Origin of the sequence: Actinosynnema sp. NPDC002837, from assembly GCF_040295345.1 — a bacterium.
Lineage (GTDB): Bacteria > Actinomycetota > Actinomycetes > Mycobacteriales > Pseudonocardiaceae > Actinosynnema.
The window spans coordinates 19,077-35,418 of the sequence record NZ_JBEOVG010000036.1 but is presented as its reverse complement, the minus strand read 5'-3'; the positions used below and the strand labels follow the sequence as shown (position 1 = coordinate 35,418).

Here is a 16,342-nt window from a genome sequence, read left to right as displayed (position 1 = left end):
GGACGCCGCGCGCCCGACGAGGGCCCGCGCGCACGGACCCCGACCACGGGATCCGCGTTCGCGGTCGGACCAACTCTGAGGACCCGACGCAGCACGGTCGACATCCTGGTTCTGATCAGAGGGGCAGCACGCCGCCGAAAGTAGCAGCCATCACAGAAGCACATAAACGCGAAGAAGGCCCACCGGTTACCCGGTGAGCCTTCTTCGCGATGTGGAGCTGAGGGGACTCGAACCCCTGACCCTCACACTGCCAGTGTGATGCGCTACCAGCTGCGCCACAGCCCCTTGCCTGCACGTTTCCCGGCGGTTGGGGCCGCCGTTCTCGTGTGGCAATACCGTACAACACGGCACCCGCAGGGACGAAATCGGGGGGTTGGTTTCGGCATCCGGGCTGCTGAGCGGGGGTGTGGCGGGCTACTTGAGCAGGTTGGTCAGCCAGTCGCGGTCGTCCCAGGAGACGATCTCGCCGTCCCTCATCACGGTGGGGGTGCCTTCGAACTTGCCCGTCGCCCGCACGGCGTCCAGCTCGGCCTGCGCGGCCTGCTCGTGCGCACCGCTCTCGACGCACTGCTTGAACGCGTCACCGGTGATCCCGAGGTCCGTGCCGAGCTTCACCAACTCCTCCTTGGTGTGCCCCGGACCACCTTCCTCGGGCTGCCGGAGGAACAACGTCTCGTGGTACTCCCAGAACTTGCCCTCATCGGCCGCGCACAACGCCGCGTTCGCCGAATCACGCGAGTAGCCCTCCGGGTCCGAGAGCCGGTTCAGGTACGGCAGGGCGTGGTAGCGGACCTTGAGCTTGCCCGCCTCGATCTCCTGCTTGATCTGCTCGCCGTACGCCTTCTTGAAGGCGCCGCACGCGGGGCACAGGAAGTCCTCGTACAGGTCGATGGTGACCTTCGCGCCGTCCTTGCCGACCACCACCGCACCGCCCTCGCGGACGATCGGCGCCGACACACCGCTGACCGCGGGCGGGTTGGCCAGCGAGTCGTCCGAGCCCGAACCGGAGTCCGAGGACGACCAGATGACCCCGCCGATCACGGCCACGGCGAGCACCACGACGACCACGACCCCGATGATGACCTTGGTCCGGTCGTTGGACGCACCGCGCGCCGCGACCACCGCCTTGGTCGCACGCTGCTGCTGCTTCTTCTTCCGAGCGTTGCGCTCCGCGCCACCCACCGCACTGCCCTCCCGGTCACAACCCGGCCCGCAGGCTACCGAGAGATGCTGAGCGGAACCTGAGCGCTCACGCGTCCGGCTGACGCGGACGACCCGCCACGCGCTCGCCCACCGGCACCTCGGGCCCCTCGTCCAGGCACCCGGACTCACCGGCCACGTCCGACGCGACGTGCGTCTCCTCGGCCTTCGGCAGCGTCTCGGGCGAGAACACCCAGAACACCAGCGCCACCGCGGCCATCGCACCCGTCAGGGTGAACGCCGCCTGGTACGAGAACTGGTCCACCAGCACGCCGGCGAGCAGCGGCCCGACGATCGCGCCGCAGTCGGCGACCATCTGGAACGCCGCCAGCACCGGCCCGCCCTTGGCCTTCGACCCGATCACGTCGGCCACGACGGCGTTCTGCGGCGGGTTGAGCAGACCGGCGCCGATGCCCGCCACCAGGGAGGCCACCATGAACATCGGCACGCCGACGCTGAACCCGAGCCACACCGTGCCCGCCGCGGACACCGCGAGCCCCGCGATGGCGACGGGCTTGCGGCCGATGGTGTCCGACAGCTTCCCGGAGATCATCAGCACGGCGGCGTTGCCGGCCGCGAACACCGACAACGAGATGCCGGCGATGGCGGGCGTGCTGTGCAGCGCCTCCACCACGAACAGCGGCACCAACGAGATCCGCACGCCGAACACGGCCCAGCCGTTGGCGAACCCCGAGGCCAACGCCGCCCGGTACGCCGACAGCCGCACGGCCGCGCGCACCGGCATCGACTCCTGCTCGACCGACTTGTCCAACGCCGCGGCGAGCGTGGACCGGCGCAGGAACCACCACACGAACGCCGCGGCCACCACGAGCGCCACCGCGTAGGTGACGAACGGCACCTGGATCGAGATCTCCACGAGCGCCGCGCCGACGATCGGGCCGCCGATGTTGCCGAGCAGGAACCCGGTCGCCCACAGCCCGGACGCCCGGCCCCGCATGGGCGCGGGCGTGATCCGGATCAGCAGGCCCACTGCCGCCACGGTGAACATGGTCGACCCGATGCCCGCGAACGACCGGAACACGATGAGCTGCCAGTACGCGGTGGCGAAGCCGCACGCGCCGGTGCCGACGGCCACGATGAGGATGCCGACGATGTAGACCCACGTCTCGCCGAACTTGTTGACCAGTCGGCCGCTCATCGGCGCGAACAGGAGCCTGACCAGCGCGAACGAGCTGACCACGGCGGACACGGCGAACGTGCCGACGTCGAAGCTCTTGGCGTACGCGGGCAGGACGGGCGCCACGATGCCGAACCCGAGGGCGATGATGAAGCTCGCCACGACGAGCACCCACACCTCGCCGGGTAGCCGGGGCTTGACCTTCACGTCGGACCCGGTCCCCAGCACTGTGCGCCCCTTCCGATCTCCGTTAGCCGTGCTAAGGATATGCGGTACGGCAACTAATTACTCAATCGAGCAGCTCGTCGACCCTGCGTGCGTACGCCGTTACCGGATAACAAACGTCGAAGCCGCAAGCTTCCACGAACCGCTCCCCCGCCCCGCCCTCGGCCACGTGCGAGGCCACCAGCAACGCGCCCGCCTCCCGCAGCTCGGCCACCACGCCGTCGACCAGCGCCTTGCCCAACCCGCGACGACGACGTGCCGGCCGCACGACCGCGTGCTCGACCAACCCGACCCGGCGCTCGCCGAACCCGGACGCGAACCCGCCGATCCGGTCGCCGTCGTCGACCACCACGAACACGCACCGCGGGTCGTCCACCCGCTGCCCGAGGTGCCTCAGCAACCGCGGCCCGTCCACGCCGAGGTCATCGGCCAGCAGTTCGGCGATGCCTTCGAGGTCGCCGTCCCGCGCCGGCCGCACGAGTGGCGACCGCCGCACCTCGCCCCGGTGCACGACGGCCAACGACTCCTCCACCGCGTGCCACCCGGTGTCGTCGGCGATGCCCTCGATCTCGGCCACCGTGGTGGGCGACGCGTACAGCACCGCCTCGGCGCGCCCCACGTCGGCGAACGTCTGCTCCAGCCGCATCAACGTGCCCGCGACCTCCGCCGACGACCCGTACACGCCGCACGCGTGGTTGCCGCCGGGCAGCGGGTTGTCCCGGTTCACCACGACCTGGGCCACGCCGACGCGGCCGACCTTGCCGTACCGGACGGCGCCGGCGGCCAGCCGGGTGGCTTCGACCAGTCCGGCGAGGTCACGGGCCCGGTACGGGTCGAGCAGCTCGGGGTCGTCGGGATCGCGCAGCGGGTCAACCACGACGTCAGCCTCGCACGTCCCGGCCCTTCCACTTCGTGGTGCCGCGCAACGCCCGCCACGCCGCGTCCAGCGTCATCGCGCCGAACGTGACGTAGGCCAGCGGCGCGAGCACGGCCGCCGACTGCGGCTGCCTGCTCCGCCGCAGGAAGATCCACTCGGCGAGCGACTGCCCGAGCCAGACCAGCATGCCGGGCTTCGACCCGCGCAACGCCGTCACCACCGGCACGACCCCGTACGCGATGTGCGCGAGACCGGTCGACCCGAGCGACAGGAACGCGCTGGCGGGCCCCTTGGCGTACAGGGACGTGCCGGCGACCATGCTCTTGCGCATCGACGCCCACGTGCCGCCGAACGTGTCCAGGCCCGACGTGATCAGGGAGTCCGCGCCGTCCACGTACCGCGTCCGGCCGCCGGTGTCGCGGACCAGCGTGGCGAAGCCGACGTCGTCCGCGCGCGACCCGGCGATCGCGGCCCAGCCGCCGGCCCGCTCGTACGCCGTGCGGCGGACCAGGATGCAGTGCCCGACGGCCAGCGCCATGCCGCGCCGCCCGTCCACGGTCGTCGTCTCGAAGAGCAGCTGGTTCACCGGCGGCAGCAGCAGCCACCACCCGGCGCTCGGCCCGGCGCCGCGCCCGGACGTGGACACCAGGTCGAGGTCGTCGCGCCGGGCGCCCGCGAGCAGCCTGCCGACCAGGTCGGGCGCGGCCTCGGTGTCGGCGTCCATGAACAGCAGCCAGTCGGTGTCGGCGTCGGCCGTGCCCACGTGCAGGGCGTGCACCTTGCCCGCCCAGCCGGAGGGCGGCCCGGAACTGCTCACCAGCCGCACGCGCGGGTCCTCCGCGGCGTGCCGCCGCACGATGTCGGCGGTGCGGTCGGTCGACGCGTCGTCCACGACCACGATCCGCAGGTCCGCGTAGTCCTGCTTGCGCAGGCCGGTGATGCACCGGTCGATCACGCTCTCCTCGTCGCGCGCGGGCACGACGACGGTCACCGGACCGGCGTCGACCTGTGCCGCCGGCAGCCGCTCCACCTCTTGCCAGACCTTGATCGTCACGGCCGCGCGGGCCAGGGCCACCGTCGCGCCGAGGATCCCCCATTTCCCCATGAGTCCACAGTGGCACAAGACTGGGCGGCGTGGAACTGCCGAACCTGCCGATCCGACCGCTGCTCGGCGAGATCGCGGCCACGCTGACCGCGCACGGCTCGGCGGTGCTGGTCGCGCCACCCGGCACGGGCAAGACGACGTTGGTGCCGCTGGCGCTGGAGGGTCGCGTGGTCGTGGCCGAACCACGTCGGCTGGCCGCGCGCGCCGCCGCCGCGCGGATGGCGAGCCTGCTCGGCGAACCGGTCGGCCGCACCGTGGGCTACTCGGTGCGCGGCGACCGCAAGACCTCGAAGGACACCCGGATCGAGGTCGTCACCTCCGGTCTGCTGGTGCGGCGGTTGCAGCACGACCCGGAGCTGGCGGGCGTCGGCACGGTGCTGCTGGACGAGTGCCACGAACGGCACCTGGACGCGGACCTGCTGCTGGCGCTGCTGCTCGACGCACGGGCCGGGCTGCGGCCGGACCTGAAGCTGCTGGCCACGTCCGCGACCGTGGCCGCCGACCGGCTGGCCCACCTGCTCGGCGACGCGCCGGTGATCCGGGTCGAGGCGCGGACGTTCCCGGTGGACGTCGTGCACACCCCGCCGGCGCGCCAGGAACGCGTGGAGGCCACGACGGCCCGCGCGATCCGCCGGGCCTTGTCCGAGGTGGACGGTGACGTGCTGGCGTTCCTGCCGGGCGTGGCGGAGATCCGGCGGTGCGCCGCCCTGATCGGCGACGACGTGGACGTGCTGCCGCTGCACGGTCGCCTCGCCGCCACCGCGCAGGACGACGCGTTGCGGCCCGGAGCCAGGCGACGGGTCGTGCTGGCCACCGCGATCGCCGAGTCGAGCCTGACCGTGCCGGGTGTGCGGGCGGTCGTGGACGCGGGCCTGGCGCGGGTGCCGCGGGTCGACCACCGGCGCGGGCTGTCGGGCCTGGCCACGGTCCGGGTCAGCGCGGCGGTGGCCGACCAGCGCGCGGGCCGGGCGGGACGTGAGGCGGCCGGCAAGGTCTACCGGTGCTGGCCCGCGCACGAGCACAGCACGTTGCCGCGCTACCCGGAGCCGGAGATCCGCACCGCCGACCTGACCCGGCTGGCCCTGGAACTGGCCTGCTGGGGCGTGCCGGACGGCGAAGGGCTCGCTTGGTGGGACCCGCCACCGCCGGGTGCGCTGGACGCGGGCCGTTCGGTGCTGCGCGCACTGGGCGCGCTGGACGCGAACGGCGCCACGGACCGGGGCCGCCGGATGGCCGACCTGGGCCTGCACCCCCGGCTGGCGCGGGCGTTGCTGGACGGCGCGGCGGCCGTGGGCGCGCGCAAGGCCGCCGAGGTGGTGGCGCTGCTGGACGACGACCGCGCGAGCTCCGGGGTCGAGCTGGCCACCCGTGACGCCGACCCGCGCGAGGTCCGCCGCCTGGCCGCGATGGTCGGCGGCACGGGCTCCGGTCCGGGCGACCCGGCCCTGGTGGTCGCCCTCGCCTACCCGGAACGGCTGGCGCGCAGGCGTTCCCCCGGCTCGCCGGTGTACCTGATGGCCGGCGGCACGGCCGCGGAGCTGCCGCCGGGCAGCGGGTTGGCCGACGCCGAGTGGCTCGCCGTGGCCGTCGCCGACCGCGAGGCCGGCCGCGCGCACGGCCGCATCCGGTTGGCCGCGCGGGCGGACGAGGAGCTCGCCGTGACCGCCGCGTCGGCCCTGCTGAGGACCGAGGACGACGTCCGGTGGGACGGCGACGTGGTGGCGAACCGGCTGCGCAAGCTGGGCGCGATCACGTTGTCCAGCAAGCCGTTGCACGACCGTGAGGCGATCCGCGCCGCCCTCCTGGAAGGCCTTCGCACGGAGGGTGTCGGCCTGCTGAGGTGGGACGCGGACGGTCTGCGCACGCGCGAGCGGATGGCCTTCCTGCACCGCGTGATCGGCGACCCGTGGCCCTCGGTGGACGACGAGGCGCTGCTCGCCGTGGTCGACGTGGGCGAGGCGCGCCGCAAGGCGGACCTGGCCCGCATCAGCGGCGAGCAGGTCGTGCGGCAACTCCTGCCCTGGCCGGCCGCCGCGCGGTTCGACGACCTCGCCCCGGACCGGCTCGAAGTGCCTTCGGGTTCACGCATCCGGGTGGACTACTCCGCGTCCGGGCCGGTGCTGCCGGTGAAGGTGCAGGAGGTGTTCGGCTGGACCGAGACGCCCCGCCTGGCCGACGGCCGCGTGCCGGTCGTCCTGCACCTGCTCTCCCCCGCCGGTCGCCCGACCGCCGTGACCGGCGACCTGGCGTCGTTCTGGCGGACCGGCTACCCGCAGGTCAGGTCGGAGCTGCGGGGTCGATACCCGAAGCACCGCTGGCCGGAGGACCCGATGACCGCCCGCCCGGCCCGCCGCTAGCTACTTGACGGCGCGCGTCAAGTACTTGACGATGGTCGTCAAGGAGGTGACGCGAGTGCTCGCAGAACAGCTCGCCACGATCATCCGCACGCGGTTGCTCGACCCGTTGGAGATCCTCTTCGACGACGTCGGCGACCTGCCGTCGCGCGCCGACGAGGTGGCACGGCGGATGGCCGCGACCATGCAGGGCGACGACGACTCCGCGGCCGTGCACGCCATCGCACGGCTCATCGGCGCGCTGTACCCCGGCGACGCGCCGTTCGACCCGCCCGCCGACTGGTGGCGCACGCCGCTCGGCCAGGTCGTGGCACGTCGGATGGGGCACCCGGCCGCGCGAGCGGTCTCGTACTCGGTGGCCGGCGCGATGCTCGGCGTCACCAAGCAGGGCGTCCACGACCTGGTGCGACGCGGGAAGTTGACCCGGAACACGGACGGCGGCGGCGTGACCGTCGCCTCGGTACGAGCGAGGTTGAACGCATGAAGGTACTGGCCCTGCACGGCGCGGGCGGTTCACCGGCCGACTGGGACGAGGTGATCGCGGCCATGGGCGGCGAGCACGAGGTCGTCGCATTACCGCTGACCGGACCGTGGGACTGGGACTCGGTCCTGGACCGGATCGAACCACACGCCACCGACAACCCAGCCGTGCTGGGGACGTCCCTGGGCGGCATGATCGCCGCGCTCTGGGGACGGCGGCACCCCGAGTGCCCGGCTCTGATCAACATCGACGGCCACGGCGTGCCGACCCAGGCCCAGCGCTACCTGGACCCCACCGCCGTCGCACCGAAGATCGCAGCGCTCCGCGAGCAGTTCCGCGCCTTCGGCCAACCCGAGCTGCAACAGGCCCTGGAGGACCTCGACTGCTTCGACGTCTTCCGCGACCTCCGCTGCCCGATGCTGCTGGCCGTTGCCACCAAACCGCTGCCCGGACACCCCCTGTTCGAGGAGTACCAGGAGGGCCTGACCCGGGACCTCGCGACCCTGCCGCCGAACGTCGAGGTGGTCCGCGTGGACGCCGCGCACTCCGTCGTCGCCGACGACCCGGCCCTCGTCGCCACCCTGGTGAACGACTACCTGGCCACCCGCTGACCAACCCGACCAACCCGAGCACCACGGATGGGGGTCCGGGGGCAACGCCCGCCGGCGGGGCCCGGGGGTTGCACCCCCCGGAAAAAATACGGAGCGAGGTGGTCCGCGTGTTCCGCGGACACACCTCGCCCGAGTGGAGGTGCCGGGAATCGAACCCGGGTCCTCTGCCGGCTCATCAAGGCTTCTCCGTGCGCAGTCCGCTACATCTCTACTCGGCCCCGGTGATCACGCGGACAAGTCACCGTGATGAGCCCAGCCACTGTGGGTGTCCCGACCGTTCCCCGTGGCCGGGAACGGTGGTGAGCCTCCTAGCTGATGCCGGCGACCGGGGCGGAGGCGCCCCCGGGCCGACAGCGTCGCTCCTAGCCTCAGGCGGCGAGGGCGAACGCGCGCTGGTCGTTAGACTCGGCGCTTATTGGTTTGCGATGACGCTTGCGGTGGTCTCTCGCCTGCACCGGCACGCTTCCCTTGAATCAACGCACAAAGTCGAAACCGTTCACCCCCGTGTCGTGGGTCCTGCTCCGCACAGCATAACGCGCCGCCGACCCGGGTTCATTCCCATTACGTTGGTAGGGCTGTCCCCACCCCACGCCGGCCGGCGGACCTGATGGTCCCAGCCACCCGATCGAGCGATGCTGGTCGGGGCAACATCCGGCGTGAAGGTGGGAAACATGACGACGCGGGTCAACCCGAACATCGGCCGGGTCAGCGGGTACTTCCTGCTGAACCTGGTCACAGGGCTCTTCTGGTTCGTCCTGCTGGTGACGCTGGGCGCGGTGAGCATCGGCACCGCGGTGATCTGGGTCGGCGTGCCGCTGGGCGTGCTGACGCTGGTCCTGGCGCGCGGCGCGGCGTCGGCCGAACGGGCCTGGTTGCGGGTGACCCTCGGCGTGGACATCCCCCGGCCGTACCGGGAGCTGCCGGTCGGCGCCACCGCCCGGGCGAAGGCCATCGCGAGGGACCCGGCGACGTGGCGCGACCTGTCCTACTGGCTGCTCATGCTGCCGCTGGGCGCGGTCGAGTTCGCCCTCACGGTGGCGCTGTGGTCGGCCGTGGCGGGCGCCGTGTTCCTGCCCTTCTACCAGCACTGGCTCCCGGTGACGTGGGAGGTCACGTTCAGCGAGGGCAACGTGTGGCTGATCGACTCGTTCGCCAAGGCGCTCCCGGTGAGCGTCCTCGGCCTGGTGCTCGGCTACCTGGTGTACCGGCTGCTCAAGGCCCTGGGCCGGGGTCACGCGCTGCTCGCCCAGTCCCTGCTCGGCCCCTCCCGCTACGGCGTGCTGTCGGCCAAGGCGGAGCAGCTGTCCGCCAGCCGGGCCCGCGGCGTGGAAGCCGCCGAGGCGGAACGCCGGCGCATCGAGCGCGACCTGCACGACGGCGCGCAGCAACGCCTGGTCGCCGTGGCCATGGGCCTCGGCCGGGCCCGCAGCAAGATGGAGTCCGACCCGGACGGCGCGCGCGAGCTCATCGCCGAGGCGCACGCCGACGCCAAGCTCGCCATCTCCGAGCTGCGCGACCTGGCCCGCGGCATCTACCCGTCGGTGCTGGGCGACCGCGGGCTGGACCCGGCGCTGTCGTCGCTGGCCGCCCGGTCCCCGATCCCGGTCGACGTGGAGGTGGACGTCGAGCCGCGCCCGCCGACGGCCGTGGAGAGCGCCGCCTACTTCACCGTCGCCGAGACGCTGACCAACGTCGCCAAGCACTCGGGCGCGACCCGGGCGCACGTGAAGGTGTCCCGCACCGAGAACTCCGTGGTCGTGGAGGTCACCGACAACGGGCACGGCGGCGCGGAGATCCGTCCGGGTGGTGGGCTCGCCGGGCTCGCGGACCGTGCTGCGACGATTGACGGCGTGGTCGTCGTGGTGAGCCCGATCGGCGGGCCGACCGTGATCCGGACGGAGCTGCCGTGCGCGTGGTGATCGCGGAGGACTCGGTCCTCCTGCGGGTCGGGGTGGAACGCCTGCTGGCCGACGAGGGCATCGAGACGGTCGCGGCGGTGGAGGACGGCGACGCGCTGCTCGCCGCGATCGACGAGCACCGCCCCGACCTGGCCCTGGTGGACGTGCGGATGCCGCCGACGTTCACCGACGAGGGCCTGCGGGCGGCGATCGAGGCGCGCAAGCGCATCCCCAACCTGCCGGTGCTGGTCCTCTCGCAGTACGTGGAGGAGCGGTACGCGGTGGAGCTGCTGGCCGGCGGCGCGAACGGCGTCGGCTACCTGCTCAAGGAGCGCGTGGCGGACGTGTCGGAGTTCGTGGCCGCGCTCCGCCGGGTCGCCGACGGCGGCACGAGCATCGACCACGAGGTCATCACCCAGCTGATGGTCCGGTCCAAGCGCAACCCGGTCGACTCGCTCACCCAGCGTGAGCGCGAGGTGCTCGCGCTGATGGCGCAGGGCCTGTCGAACGCCGCCATCGCGGCCTCGCTGGTCGTCTCCGACGGCGCGGTGGAGAAGCACGTGGGCAACATCTTCGCCAAGCTCGGCCTGGAGCCCAGCACGAGCGAGCACCGCCGCGTGCGCGCCGTGCTCGCCTACCTCAACCTGGGCTGAGGCCGAGCAGCCTGGCGCCGTTGTCGTGCAGCACGGCCCGCAGGAACGGCTCGCCGAGCCGGTCGTCGGCCGCGGCCCAGCCCTCGATCGCGTCCAGCTGCGCCGAGTAGTCGTACGGGATGTTCGGGAAGTCCGAGCCGAGCACGACCCGATCGGCCACGTCGACCAGCCGCGCCGCCCAGTCGCGCGGCAGCGCCGCCATCACCTCGGTGAACGGCACGCCGACCATCGTGGTGTCCAGGTGCACCCCGTCGTACCGGTGGACCAGGTCCAACGCGCCCAGGTAGTCGGGCATCCCGGCGTGCGCCAGCACCGCCACCAGCGACGGGTGCCTGCGCAGCACGTCCTCGAACACGTCCAGCCCGGTGTGCGCGCCCGGCGCCGGCCCGTGCCCGCAGTGCACCACCACGGGCACCCGCGCCTCGGCCAGCAGGCCCCACGCGCCGTCGAGCGAACGCGGGTCGTAGTCGCCCACCTGCACGTGCGCCTTGAAGCACCGCGCACCGGCCGTCAACGCCCGCGTCACGTACGCCTCGACGCCCGGCTCCGGGTACAGCGTCGCGGTCGGCACGGCGCCGTCCACGCGCGAGCCGAAGTCCAGCGCCCAGTCCGTCAGCCACTCGCCCATGCCGGGCTTGTGCGGGTACACCAGGGGCGCGAACCCGACCACGCCGAACGACCGCAGCACGGCCAGCCGCTCCGCCTCCGGCAGCCGGTACCGGATCGACCAGTCGACGCCGTAGTGCCGCGACGCCTCGTCGAAGAACGCCCACACCTTGTCCAGCACGCGCTGCGGCATGAAGTGCACGTGCACGTCGACCAGGCCGGGCACGGCGGCGTTCAGTAGCGGCCCTTCAACGCGCGGCCGTGCGCCTTCTGGATCTCCCGCTCGGCGTCCCGCTTGGCCAGGTCCTGCCGCTTGTCGTAGGACTTCTTGCCGCGCGCCAGCGCGAGCTCGACCTTGACGTACCCGTCCTTGAAGTACATCGACAGCGGGATCAGCGACAGACCGCTCTCCTTGGTCTTGCCGATCAGCCGCTCGATCTCGCCCTTGTGCAGCAGGAGCTTGCGCTTGCGCCGCACCTCGTGGTTGGTCCAGGTGCCCGCCACGTACTCCGGGATGTGCAGCGCGTGCAGCCAGATCTCGCCGTCGTCCACCTGGGCGAAGGCGTCCACGAGGGACGCCCGGCCCATGCGGAGGCTCTTCACCTCGGTGCCGACGAGCACGACACCGGCTTCGTAGGTGTCGAGGATGGTGTAGTCGTGCCGAGCCTTGCGGTTCGACGCGATCACCTTCTGACCGCGTTCCTTGACCATGACGGAAACCTTACGTGAGCACGCCAGCGGTTATAGGCGCACGTAGAGGCGCAGCGTGACGTAGCCGGTCAGCGCCGAGATCGCGATGGCCACGCCGACCAGGATCGGCGAGAGGAAGAGGATCTCCACCATGCTCACCTCCGGGATGATGTTGGCCGCGAACAGCTCGCCGAGCACCCGGTTGAGCAGGAAGAGCTTCGTCACCACGAGCAACCCGATCGAGGCGACGGCGCCGATGACGCCCGCGACCACCGCCTCGATGAGGAACGGCAGCTGGGTGTACCAGCGGGTGGCGCCGACCAGCCGCATGATGCCGACCTCCGTGCGCCGGGTGAACGCCGACACCTGGATCGTGTTGGAGATCAACATCAGCGCCGCGAACGCCTGGAGCAGCGCCAGCGCCAGCGCCGCGTCGCGCACGCCGTTGAGGAAGCCGAACAACCGGTCCAGGTCCTCGCGCTGGTCGTCGACCTTCTTGACGCCCGCCTTGCCGGTGAACGCCTGCACGATCACGTCGGACCGCTGCGCGTCCTCCAGCTTGACCCGGAACATCGCCGGGATCGCCTCGGGACGGGCCAGCTTCGCCAGCTCCGGCTGCGACTCGAAGACCTTCTTGAACCGCTCGAAGCCCTTGTCGCGGTTCTCGTAGACGACCGTCTCGACCCCGGACGTGGTCTCCAGCTGGCTGCGCAGGCTCGAGCAGGGCTGCTGCGTGCAGTCCTTGTCGTTCACGCTGATGTCGTTGGTGAGCATGACCGCCACCTCGAGCTGGCCGAGGTAGTCGTCCTGCATCTTGCCCACCATGTTGACGACCAGCAGGCCGACACCGAGCAGGAAGAGCGAGATCGCGGTCGTGAGGATCATCGCGATGGTCATCGTGACGTTCCGGCGCAGGCCGGTGACGACCTCGCTGAACACGAAGCTGGTACGCATCGGGGGGAACGTTCCTCAGGGTCGGGGGATGAGGGGGTCCGGCGTCCTCGGGCTCAGCGGCCCACGCCGTAAACACCCCGTGCGTCGTCGCGGATGATGCGGCCGTTGTCCAGCTCGACCACCCGGCGGCGCATGGAGTCGACGATGGAGTGGTCGTGGGTGGCCATCAGCACCGTCGTGCCGGTGCGGTTGATCCGCTCCAGCAGCAACATGATGTCCTGGCTGGTGTCGGGGTCCAGGTTCCCGGTCGGCTCGTCGGCCAGCAGCACCAGCGGCCGGTTGACGAACGCGCGGGCGATCGCCACCCGCTGCTGCTCGCCGCCGGACAGCTCGTGCGGCATCCGGTCGGCCTTGCCGTCGAGGCCGACCAGCTGGAGCACCTCGGGCACCACCTTGACGATGGTGTTGCGCGGCTTGCCGATCACCTCCAACGCGAACGCGACGTTCTCCGCCACGGTCTTGTTGGTCAGCAGCCGGAAGTCCTGGAACACGCAGCCGATGGACTGGCGCAGGCGGGGGACCCTGCGCCGGGACATCTTGGCCACGTCGAAGTTCGACACGTACACGCGGCCCTTGCTGGGCACTTCCTCCCGCAGCAGGAGCCGCAGGAACGTGGACTTCCCGGAACCGGAAGGCCCGATGAGGAACACGAACTCACCCTTGTCCATCTCGACCGATACGTTGTCGAGAGCGGGACGCGCGGAGCTCTTGTAGACCTTGGACACGTGTTCGAGGCGAATCACGAGGCGCGAGTGTACTCGTGGCCTGGGTAAAGCCCTCGTCTCGCCCGTCGCACGGCGGCTTGACCGATCAGGACTGGTGCTGCTTGCGCCAGCGGATGCCCGCTTCCAGGAAGTCGTCGATCTCGCCGTCGAGCACCGCGGACGGGTTGCCGACCTCGTGCTCCGTGCGCAGGTCCTTGACCATCTGGTACGGGTGCAGCACGTAGGAGCGCATCTGGTTGCCCCAGCTCGACCCGGTGTCCTTGAGGGCGTCCATCTTCGCCTGCTCCTCCTGCCGCTGCCGCTCCAGCAGCTTGGCCTGGAGCACGGCCATCGCGGTGGCCTTGTTCTGCAGCTGGGAGCGCTCGTTCTGGCAGGAGACCACGATGCCGGTCGGGATGTGCGTCAGGCGCACCGCCGAGTCGGTCGTGTTGACGCCCTGGCCACCGGGGCCGGACGAGCGGTAGACGTCGACCCTCAGGTCCTTCTCGTCGATGTCGACGTGGTCGGTCTGCTCGACCACGGGCACCACCTCGACGCCCGCGAACGACGTCTGCCGGCGGCCCTGGTTGTCGAACGGCGAGATGCGCACGAGGCGGTGCGTGCCCTGTTCGACACTGAGCGTGCCGTAGGCGTACGGGGCCGTGACGCGGAACGTGGCGGACTTGATGCCCGCCTCCTCGGCGTAGGACGTGTCGAACACGTCGACGCCGTAGCCGTGCCGCTCGGCCCACCGCGAGTACATCCGCAGGAGCATCTCGGCGAAGTCGGCCGCGTCGATGCCGCCCGCCTCGGCGCGGATGGTGACCAGCGCGTTGCGCTCGTCGTACTCGCCGGACAGCAGCGTGCGGACCTCGAGGGAGGAGATCTCCTCGCGGAGCTTCGCGCGCTCGGTGTCGGCCTCGGCGAGGCTGCCCGCGTCACCCTCGTCCTCGGCCAGCTCGTACATGATCGACAGGTCGTCGAGGCGCTCGCGCAGGGTCGTGATGCGGCGCAGCTCGCCCTGCTTGTGCGAGAGCTGGCTGGTGACCTTCTGCGCCTTCTCCTGGTCGTCCCAGAGGTCGGGCCGGGCCGCCGCCTGCTCCAGCTCCGCGACCTGGGCGCGCAGCGCATCGAGGTCCATCACCGCCTCGATGCTCGTGAGCGTGGCGGAGAGGTCCTTGATGTCTGCTTCGACGTCGGGATTCACGTCCCAAGATTACGCCGGCACCGGTCGCGGAGTGCGACCGGTGGGCGCGATTCAGGCCGTCGGGATGGCGTCGAGCAGCTTGAGCACGGCCTTGGCGTGCGCCAGGCCGAACTCGGCGACCGCCTTGGCGTAGGCGTCCTCGGCGGTCTTCACCGCCGTCTTGGCGGCCTCCTGCTCGGCGCCGTAGCTCGCGCGGGCGGAGTCCACGAGCCCCTGCCGCTGCTTGGCGGTCAGGGAGCCCGCGTGCACCAGCCGCAGGATCAACGGGCTGCGCAGGTGGTCCGGCCCCGGCTCGGAGAGCAGCCAGTTCTTGAACGCCTTCTTGCCCGCCGCGGTCAGCACGTACTGCTGGCTGGAACGCGGGCCCTGCTTGCCGAGGCGCAGCAGGCCTGCGTCCGCCAACGCGGGCAGCTCGCGGTAGACCTGGCTGCGGGTGACGCTGAAGAACGCGCCGAAGCGCTCTCCGGCCTCAGCCACGAGCTGGCCACCGGTCTTGGGTCCGTCGTGCAGCAGCCCGAGCAGGGCCGCCGCCGTCGCATTCAGGTCCGACACACCACCAACGGTGCCACGCTCACCGGTCGCTGTCCACAATGGTCAGCCGTTCTGTCCACTGTGGCTGATCACGGGCTAGTGGAGTTGGGCCAAGCGGAGCAACGCAAACATCGCTGCGTAACCGCCCGCTGATCAACGCCACGCGTTCGGCCTCTTGACCCGGCCTGTCCACGCGAAGTGGAAATCCATTGAGGCGCAAGGGAAACCGCACTTTTGCGTTCACTCGAACGGCAGCGCGGCGTCACGCGCCGCTGCCACCCCGCCCCGGCGGCCCCATCGGGCGATAGCACAACCCGGTGATGTCCGGCTCTCGACGTGGCAAACACGTCGGGTGGTGGGACCATTACCACGGGTGTTCGTACGACTGGGAGGTCAGCTGTGGGCATCAAATGGACGACGGGAACGAAGGTAGTCCGCAACGCCCGCGCCTGGGCGTCCGGCACGATCCCGGAGCAGGCGGGCAAGGACGAGTGCATGGTGTGCGGCAAGCAGATCCGCAGGCACCGCACGGTCAGCGGCGAAGGCCGGGTGTGCTCCCTCACGTGCGCCCAGTACTGGGCCGAGAACATGACCTGAGCACGCGCAAGCGAAAGGCCCCCGGAGTCGTGACTCCGGGGGCCTTTCAGGTAGTAGCGGGGACAGGATTTGAACCTGCGACCTCTGGGTTATGAGCCCAGCGAGCTACCGAGCTGCTCCACCCCGCGCTGCTAAGTACAACTATACACGCCCCGAAAACCCCTTTTCACCGGGGCCCCTTAACCCACATATCCCCAGGTCCCGACCGGTTCTCACGCTCGCGACCCACTCGAACCGCCACCACCCGCACTACCGGCACCGCCGGGGGTCCAGGGGCAACGCCCCCGGTCGGGGGTGCAGGGGGCGAAGCCCTCCTGCCCGGGGTCCGGGGGCCGGGCACCTGGTATAAATGCGAAAAAGCCGCGTTCACGTTCTCCGTGAACACGGCTTTCCCACTTTGTAGCGGGGACAGGATTTGAACCTGCGACCTCTGGGTTATGAGCCCAGCGAGCTACCGAGCTGCTCCACCCCGCGCTGCATTTAGAACTGTACGCCTGGGGTTAACCGGAAT

At 71.1% G+C, this 16,342-nt stretch carries 16 protein-coding genes, 3 tRNA genes and 1 other RNA gene; 6 read left to right on the top strand and 14 right to left on the bottom strand.

Going from position 1 to position 16,342, the window contains the following annotated elements; all coding sequences use genetic code 11:
• Positions 1 to 212: 212 nt before the first annotated feature.
• The 5 genes from ABTZ99_RS23715 to ABTZ99_RS23695 form a co-directional block, all read right to left on the bottom strand.
• Positions 213 to 285: transfer RNA gene (locus tag ABTZ99_RS23715), tRNA-Ala, on the bottom strand.
• Between the two features lie 129 nt (positions 286 to 414).
• Positions 415 to 1,182 (bottom strand): DsbA family protein, encoded by a 768-nt coding sequence (locus tag ABTZ99_RS23710; protein ID WP_499613979.1) that lies wholly within the window; start codon positions 1,180 to 1,182, stop codon positions 415 to 417.
• A 67-nt stretch (positions 1,183 to 1,249) separates the two neighbouring features.
• The gene (locus ABTZ99_RS23705) at positions 1,250 to 2,566 is read right to left on the bottom strand and encodes an MFS transporter (protein WP_499613976.1); all 1,317 of its coding nucleotides are present in this window, start codon (positions 2,564 to 2,566) and stop codon (positions 1,250 to 1,252) included.
• 61 nt (positions 2,567 to 2,627) lie between these two features.
• A complete protein-coding gene (locus tag ABTZ99_RS23700) occupies positions 2,628 to 3,440 on the bottom strand; it encodes a GNAT family N-acetyltransferase (protein WP_498786866.1) in 813 nt (270 codons plus the stop codon).
• A gap of 4 nt (positions 3,441 to 3,444) precedes the next feature.
• Positions 3,445 to 4,545: a glycosyltransferase gene (locus tag ABTZ99_RS23695; RefSeq protein ID WP_499613974.1), complete on the bottom strand. Its 1,101-nt coding sequence runs from the start codon at positions 4,543 to 4,545 to the stop codon at positions 3,445 to 3,447.
• A 29-nt stretch (positions 4,546 to 4,574) separates the two neighbouring features.
• Here ABTZ99_RS23695 and hrpB point away from each other — a divergent pair, with 29 nt between their 5' ends.
• Genes hrpB through ABTZ99_RS23680 form a run of 3 tightly spaced genes read left to right on the top strand, consistent with a single transcriptional unit; the run spans position 4,575 to position 7,991 of the window.
• A complete protein-coding gene (gene hrpB / locus ABTZ99_RS23690) occupies positions 4,575 to 6,902 on the top strand; it encodes an ATP-dependent helicase HrpB (protein ID WP_499613971.1) in 2,328 nt (775 codons plus the stop codon).
• Positions 6,903 to 6,957: 55 nt separating this feature from the next.
• Entirely contained in the window at positions 6,958 to 7,383 is a 426-nt protein-coding gene (locus tag ABTZ99_RS23685; RefSeq protein WP_498784806.1) for a hypothetical protein, read from the top strand.
• The gene (locus tag ABTZ99_RS23680; protein WP_499613968.1) at positions 7,380 to 7,991 is read left to right on the top strand and encodes an alpha/beta fold hydrolase; all 612 of its coding nucleotides are present in this window, start codon (positions 7,380 to 7,382) and stop codon (positions 7,989 to 7,991) included. Before ABTZ99_RS23685 ends, ABTZ99_RS23680 begins: the two co-directional genes overlap by 4 nt.
• 131 nt (positions 7,992 to 8,122) lie before the next feature.
• On the opposite strand, the gene ssrA is transcribed toward ABTZ99_RS23680, so the two are convergent.
• Positions 8,123 to 8,495: a transfer-messenger RNA gene (gene ssrA, locus ABTZ99_RS23675) on the bottom strand.
• Positions 8,496 to 8,662: 167 nt separating this feature from the next.
• On the opposite strand from ssrA, the gene ABTZ99_RS23670 reads away from it, so the two are divergent.
• Positions 8,663 to 9,910: a sensor histidine kinase gene (locus ABTZ99_RS23670; RefSeq protein ID WP_498784802.1), complete on the top strand. Its 1,248-nt coding sequence runs from the start codon at positions 8,663 to 8,665 to the stop codon at positions 9,908 to 9,910.
• The gene (locus ABTZ99_RS23665; RefSeq protein WP_499613965.1) at positions 9,898 to 10,542 is read left to right on the top strand and encodes a response regulator transcription factor; all 645 of its coding nucleotides are present in this window, start codon (positions 9,898 to 9,900) and stop codon (positions 10,540 to 10,542) included. The genes ABTZ99_RS23670 and ABTZ99_RS23665 overlap by 13 nt, the downstream gene beginning before the upstream one ends.
• On the opposite strand, the gene ABTZ99_RS23660 is transcribed toward ABTZ99_RS23665, so the two are convergent.
• The 6 genes from ABTZ99_RS23660 to ABTZ99_RS23635 all read right to left on the bottom strand — a co-directional run bounded on the left by ABTZ99_RS23660 (position 10,529) and on the right by ABTZ99_RS23635 (position 15,255).
• Positions 10,529 to 11,374 carry an amidohydrolase family protein gene (locus ABTZ99_RS23660; protein WP_499613963.1) on the bottom strand — a complete coding sequence of 282 codons (846 nt, stop codon included), beginning with the start codon at positions 11,372 to 11,374 and terminating at the stop codon, positions 10,529 to 10,531. The genes ABTZ99_RS23665 and ABTZ99_RS23660 overlap by 14 nt on opposite strands.
• An 8-nt stretch (positions 11,375 to 11,382) precedes the next feature.
• Positions 11,383 to 11,859: an SsrA-binding protein SmpB gene (smpB, locus tag ABTZ99_RS23655; protein ID WP_498784798.1), complete on the bottom strand. Its 477-nt coding sequence runs from the start codon at positions 11,857 to 11,859 to the stop codon at positions 11,383 to 11,385.
• A 30-nt stretch (positions 11,860 to 11,889) separates the two neighbouring features.
• The gene (ftsX, locus tag ABTZ99_RS23650; protein WP_123743905.1) at positions 11,890 to 12,792 is read right to left on the bottom strand and encodes a permease-like cell division protein FtsX; all 903 of its coding nucleotides are present in this window, start codon (positions 12,790 to 12,792) and stop codon (positions 11,890 to 11,892) included.
• A 53-nt stretch (positions 12,793 to 12,845) separates the two neighbouring features.
• Positions 12,846 to 13,535, bottom strand: coding sequence for a cell division ATP-binding protein FtsE (gene ftsE, locus ABTZ99_RS23645; RefSeq protein WP_230572826.1), 690 nt, complete (start codon positions 13,533 to 13,535; stop codon positions 12,846 to 12,848).
• A gap of 67 nt (positions 13,536 to 13,602) precedes the next feature.
• Positions 13,603 to 14,703 carry a peptide chain release factor 2 gene (gene prfB / locus ABTZ99_RS23640; RefSeq protein WP_498784796.1) on the bottom strand — a complete coding sequence of 367 codons (1,101 nt, stop codon included), beginning with the start codon at positions 14,701 to 14,703 and terminating at the stop codon, positions 13,603 to 13,605.
• Positions 14,704 to 14,754: 51 nt separating this feature from the next.
• A complete protein-coding gene (locus ABTZ99_RS23635; protein WP_077004179.1) occupies positions 14,755 to 15,255 on the bottom strand; it encodes a PadR family transcriptional regulator in 501 nt (166 codons plus the stop codon).
• Positions 15,256 to 15,633: 378 nt separating this feature from the next.
• Between ABTZ99_RS23635 and ABTZ99_RS23630 the strand changes: the two genes are divergently transcribed.
• Positions 15,634 to 15,831: a hypothetical protein gene (locus tag ABTZ99_RS23630; RefSeq protein WP_053717392.1), complete on the top strand. Its 198-nt coding sequence runs from the start codon at positions 15,634 to 15,636 to the stop codon at positions 15,829 to 15,831.
• A gap of 54 nt (positions 15,832 to 15,885) precedes the next feature.
• On the opposite strand, the gene ABTZ99_RS23625 is transcribed toward ABTZ99_RS23630, so the two are convergent.
• Both ABTZ99_RS23625 and ABTZ99_RS23620 read right to left on the bottom strand, forming a co-directional pair.
• A tRNA-Met gene (locus tag ABTZ99_RS23625) sits at positions 15,886 to 15,959 on the bottom strand.
• A 272-nt stretch (positions 15,960 to 16,231) separates the two neighbouring features.
• Positions 16,232 to 16,305, bottom strand: a tRNA-Met gene (locus ABTZ99_RS23620).
• Positions 16,306 to 16,342: the final 37 nt, after the last annotated feature.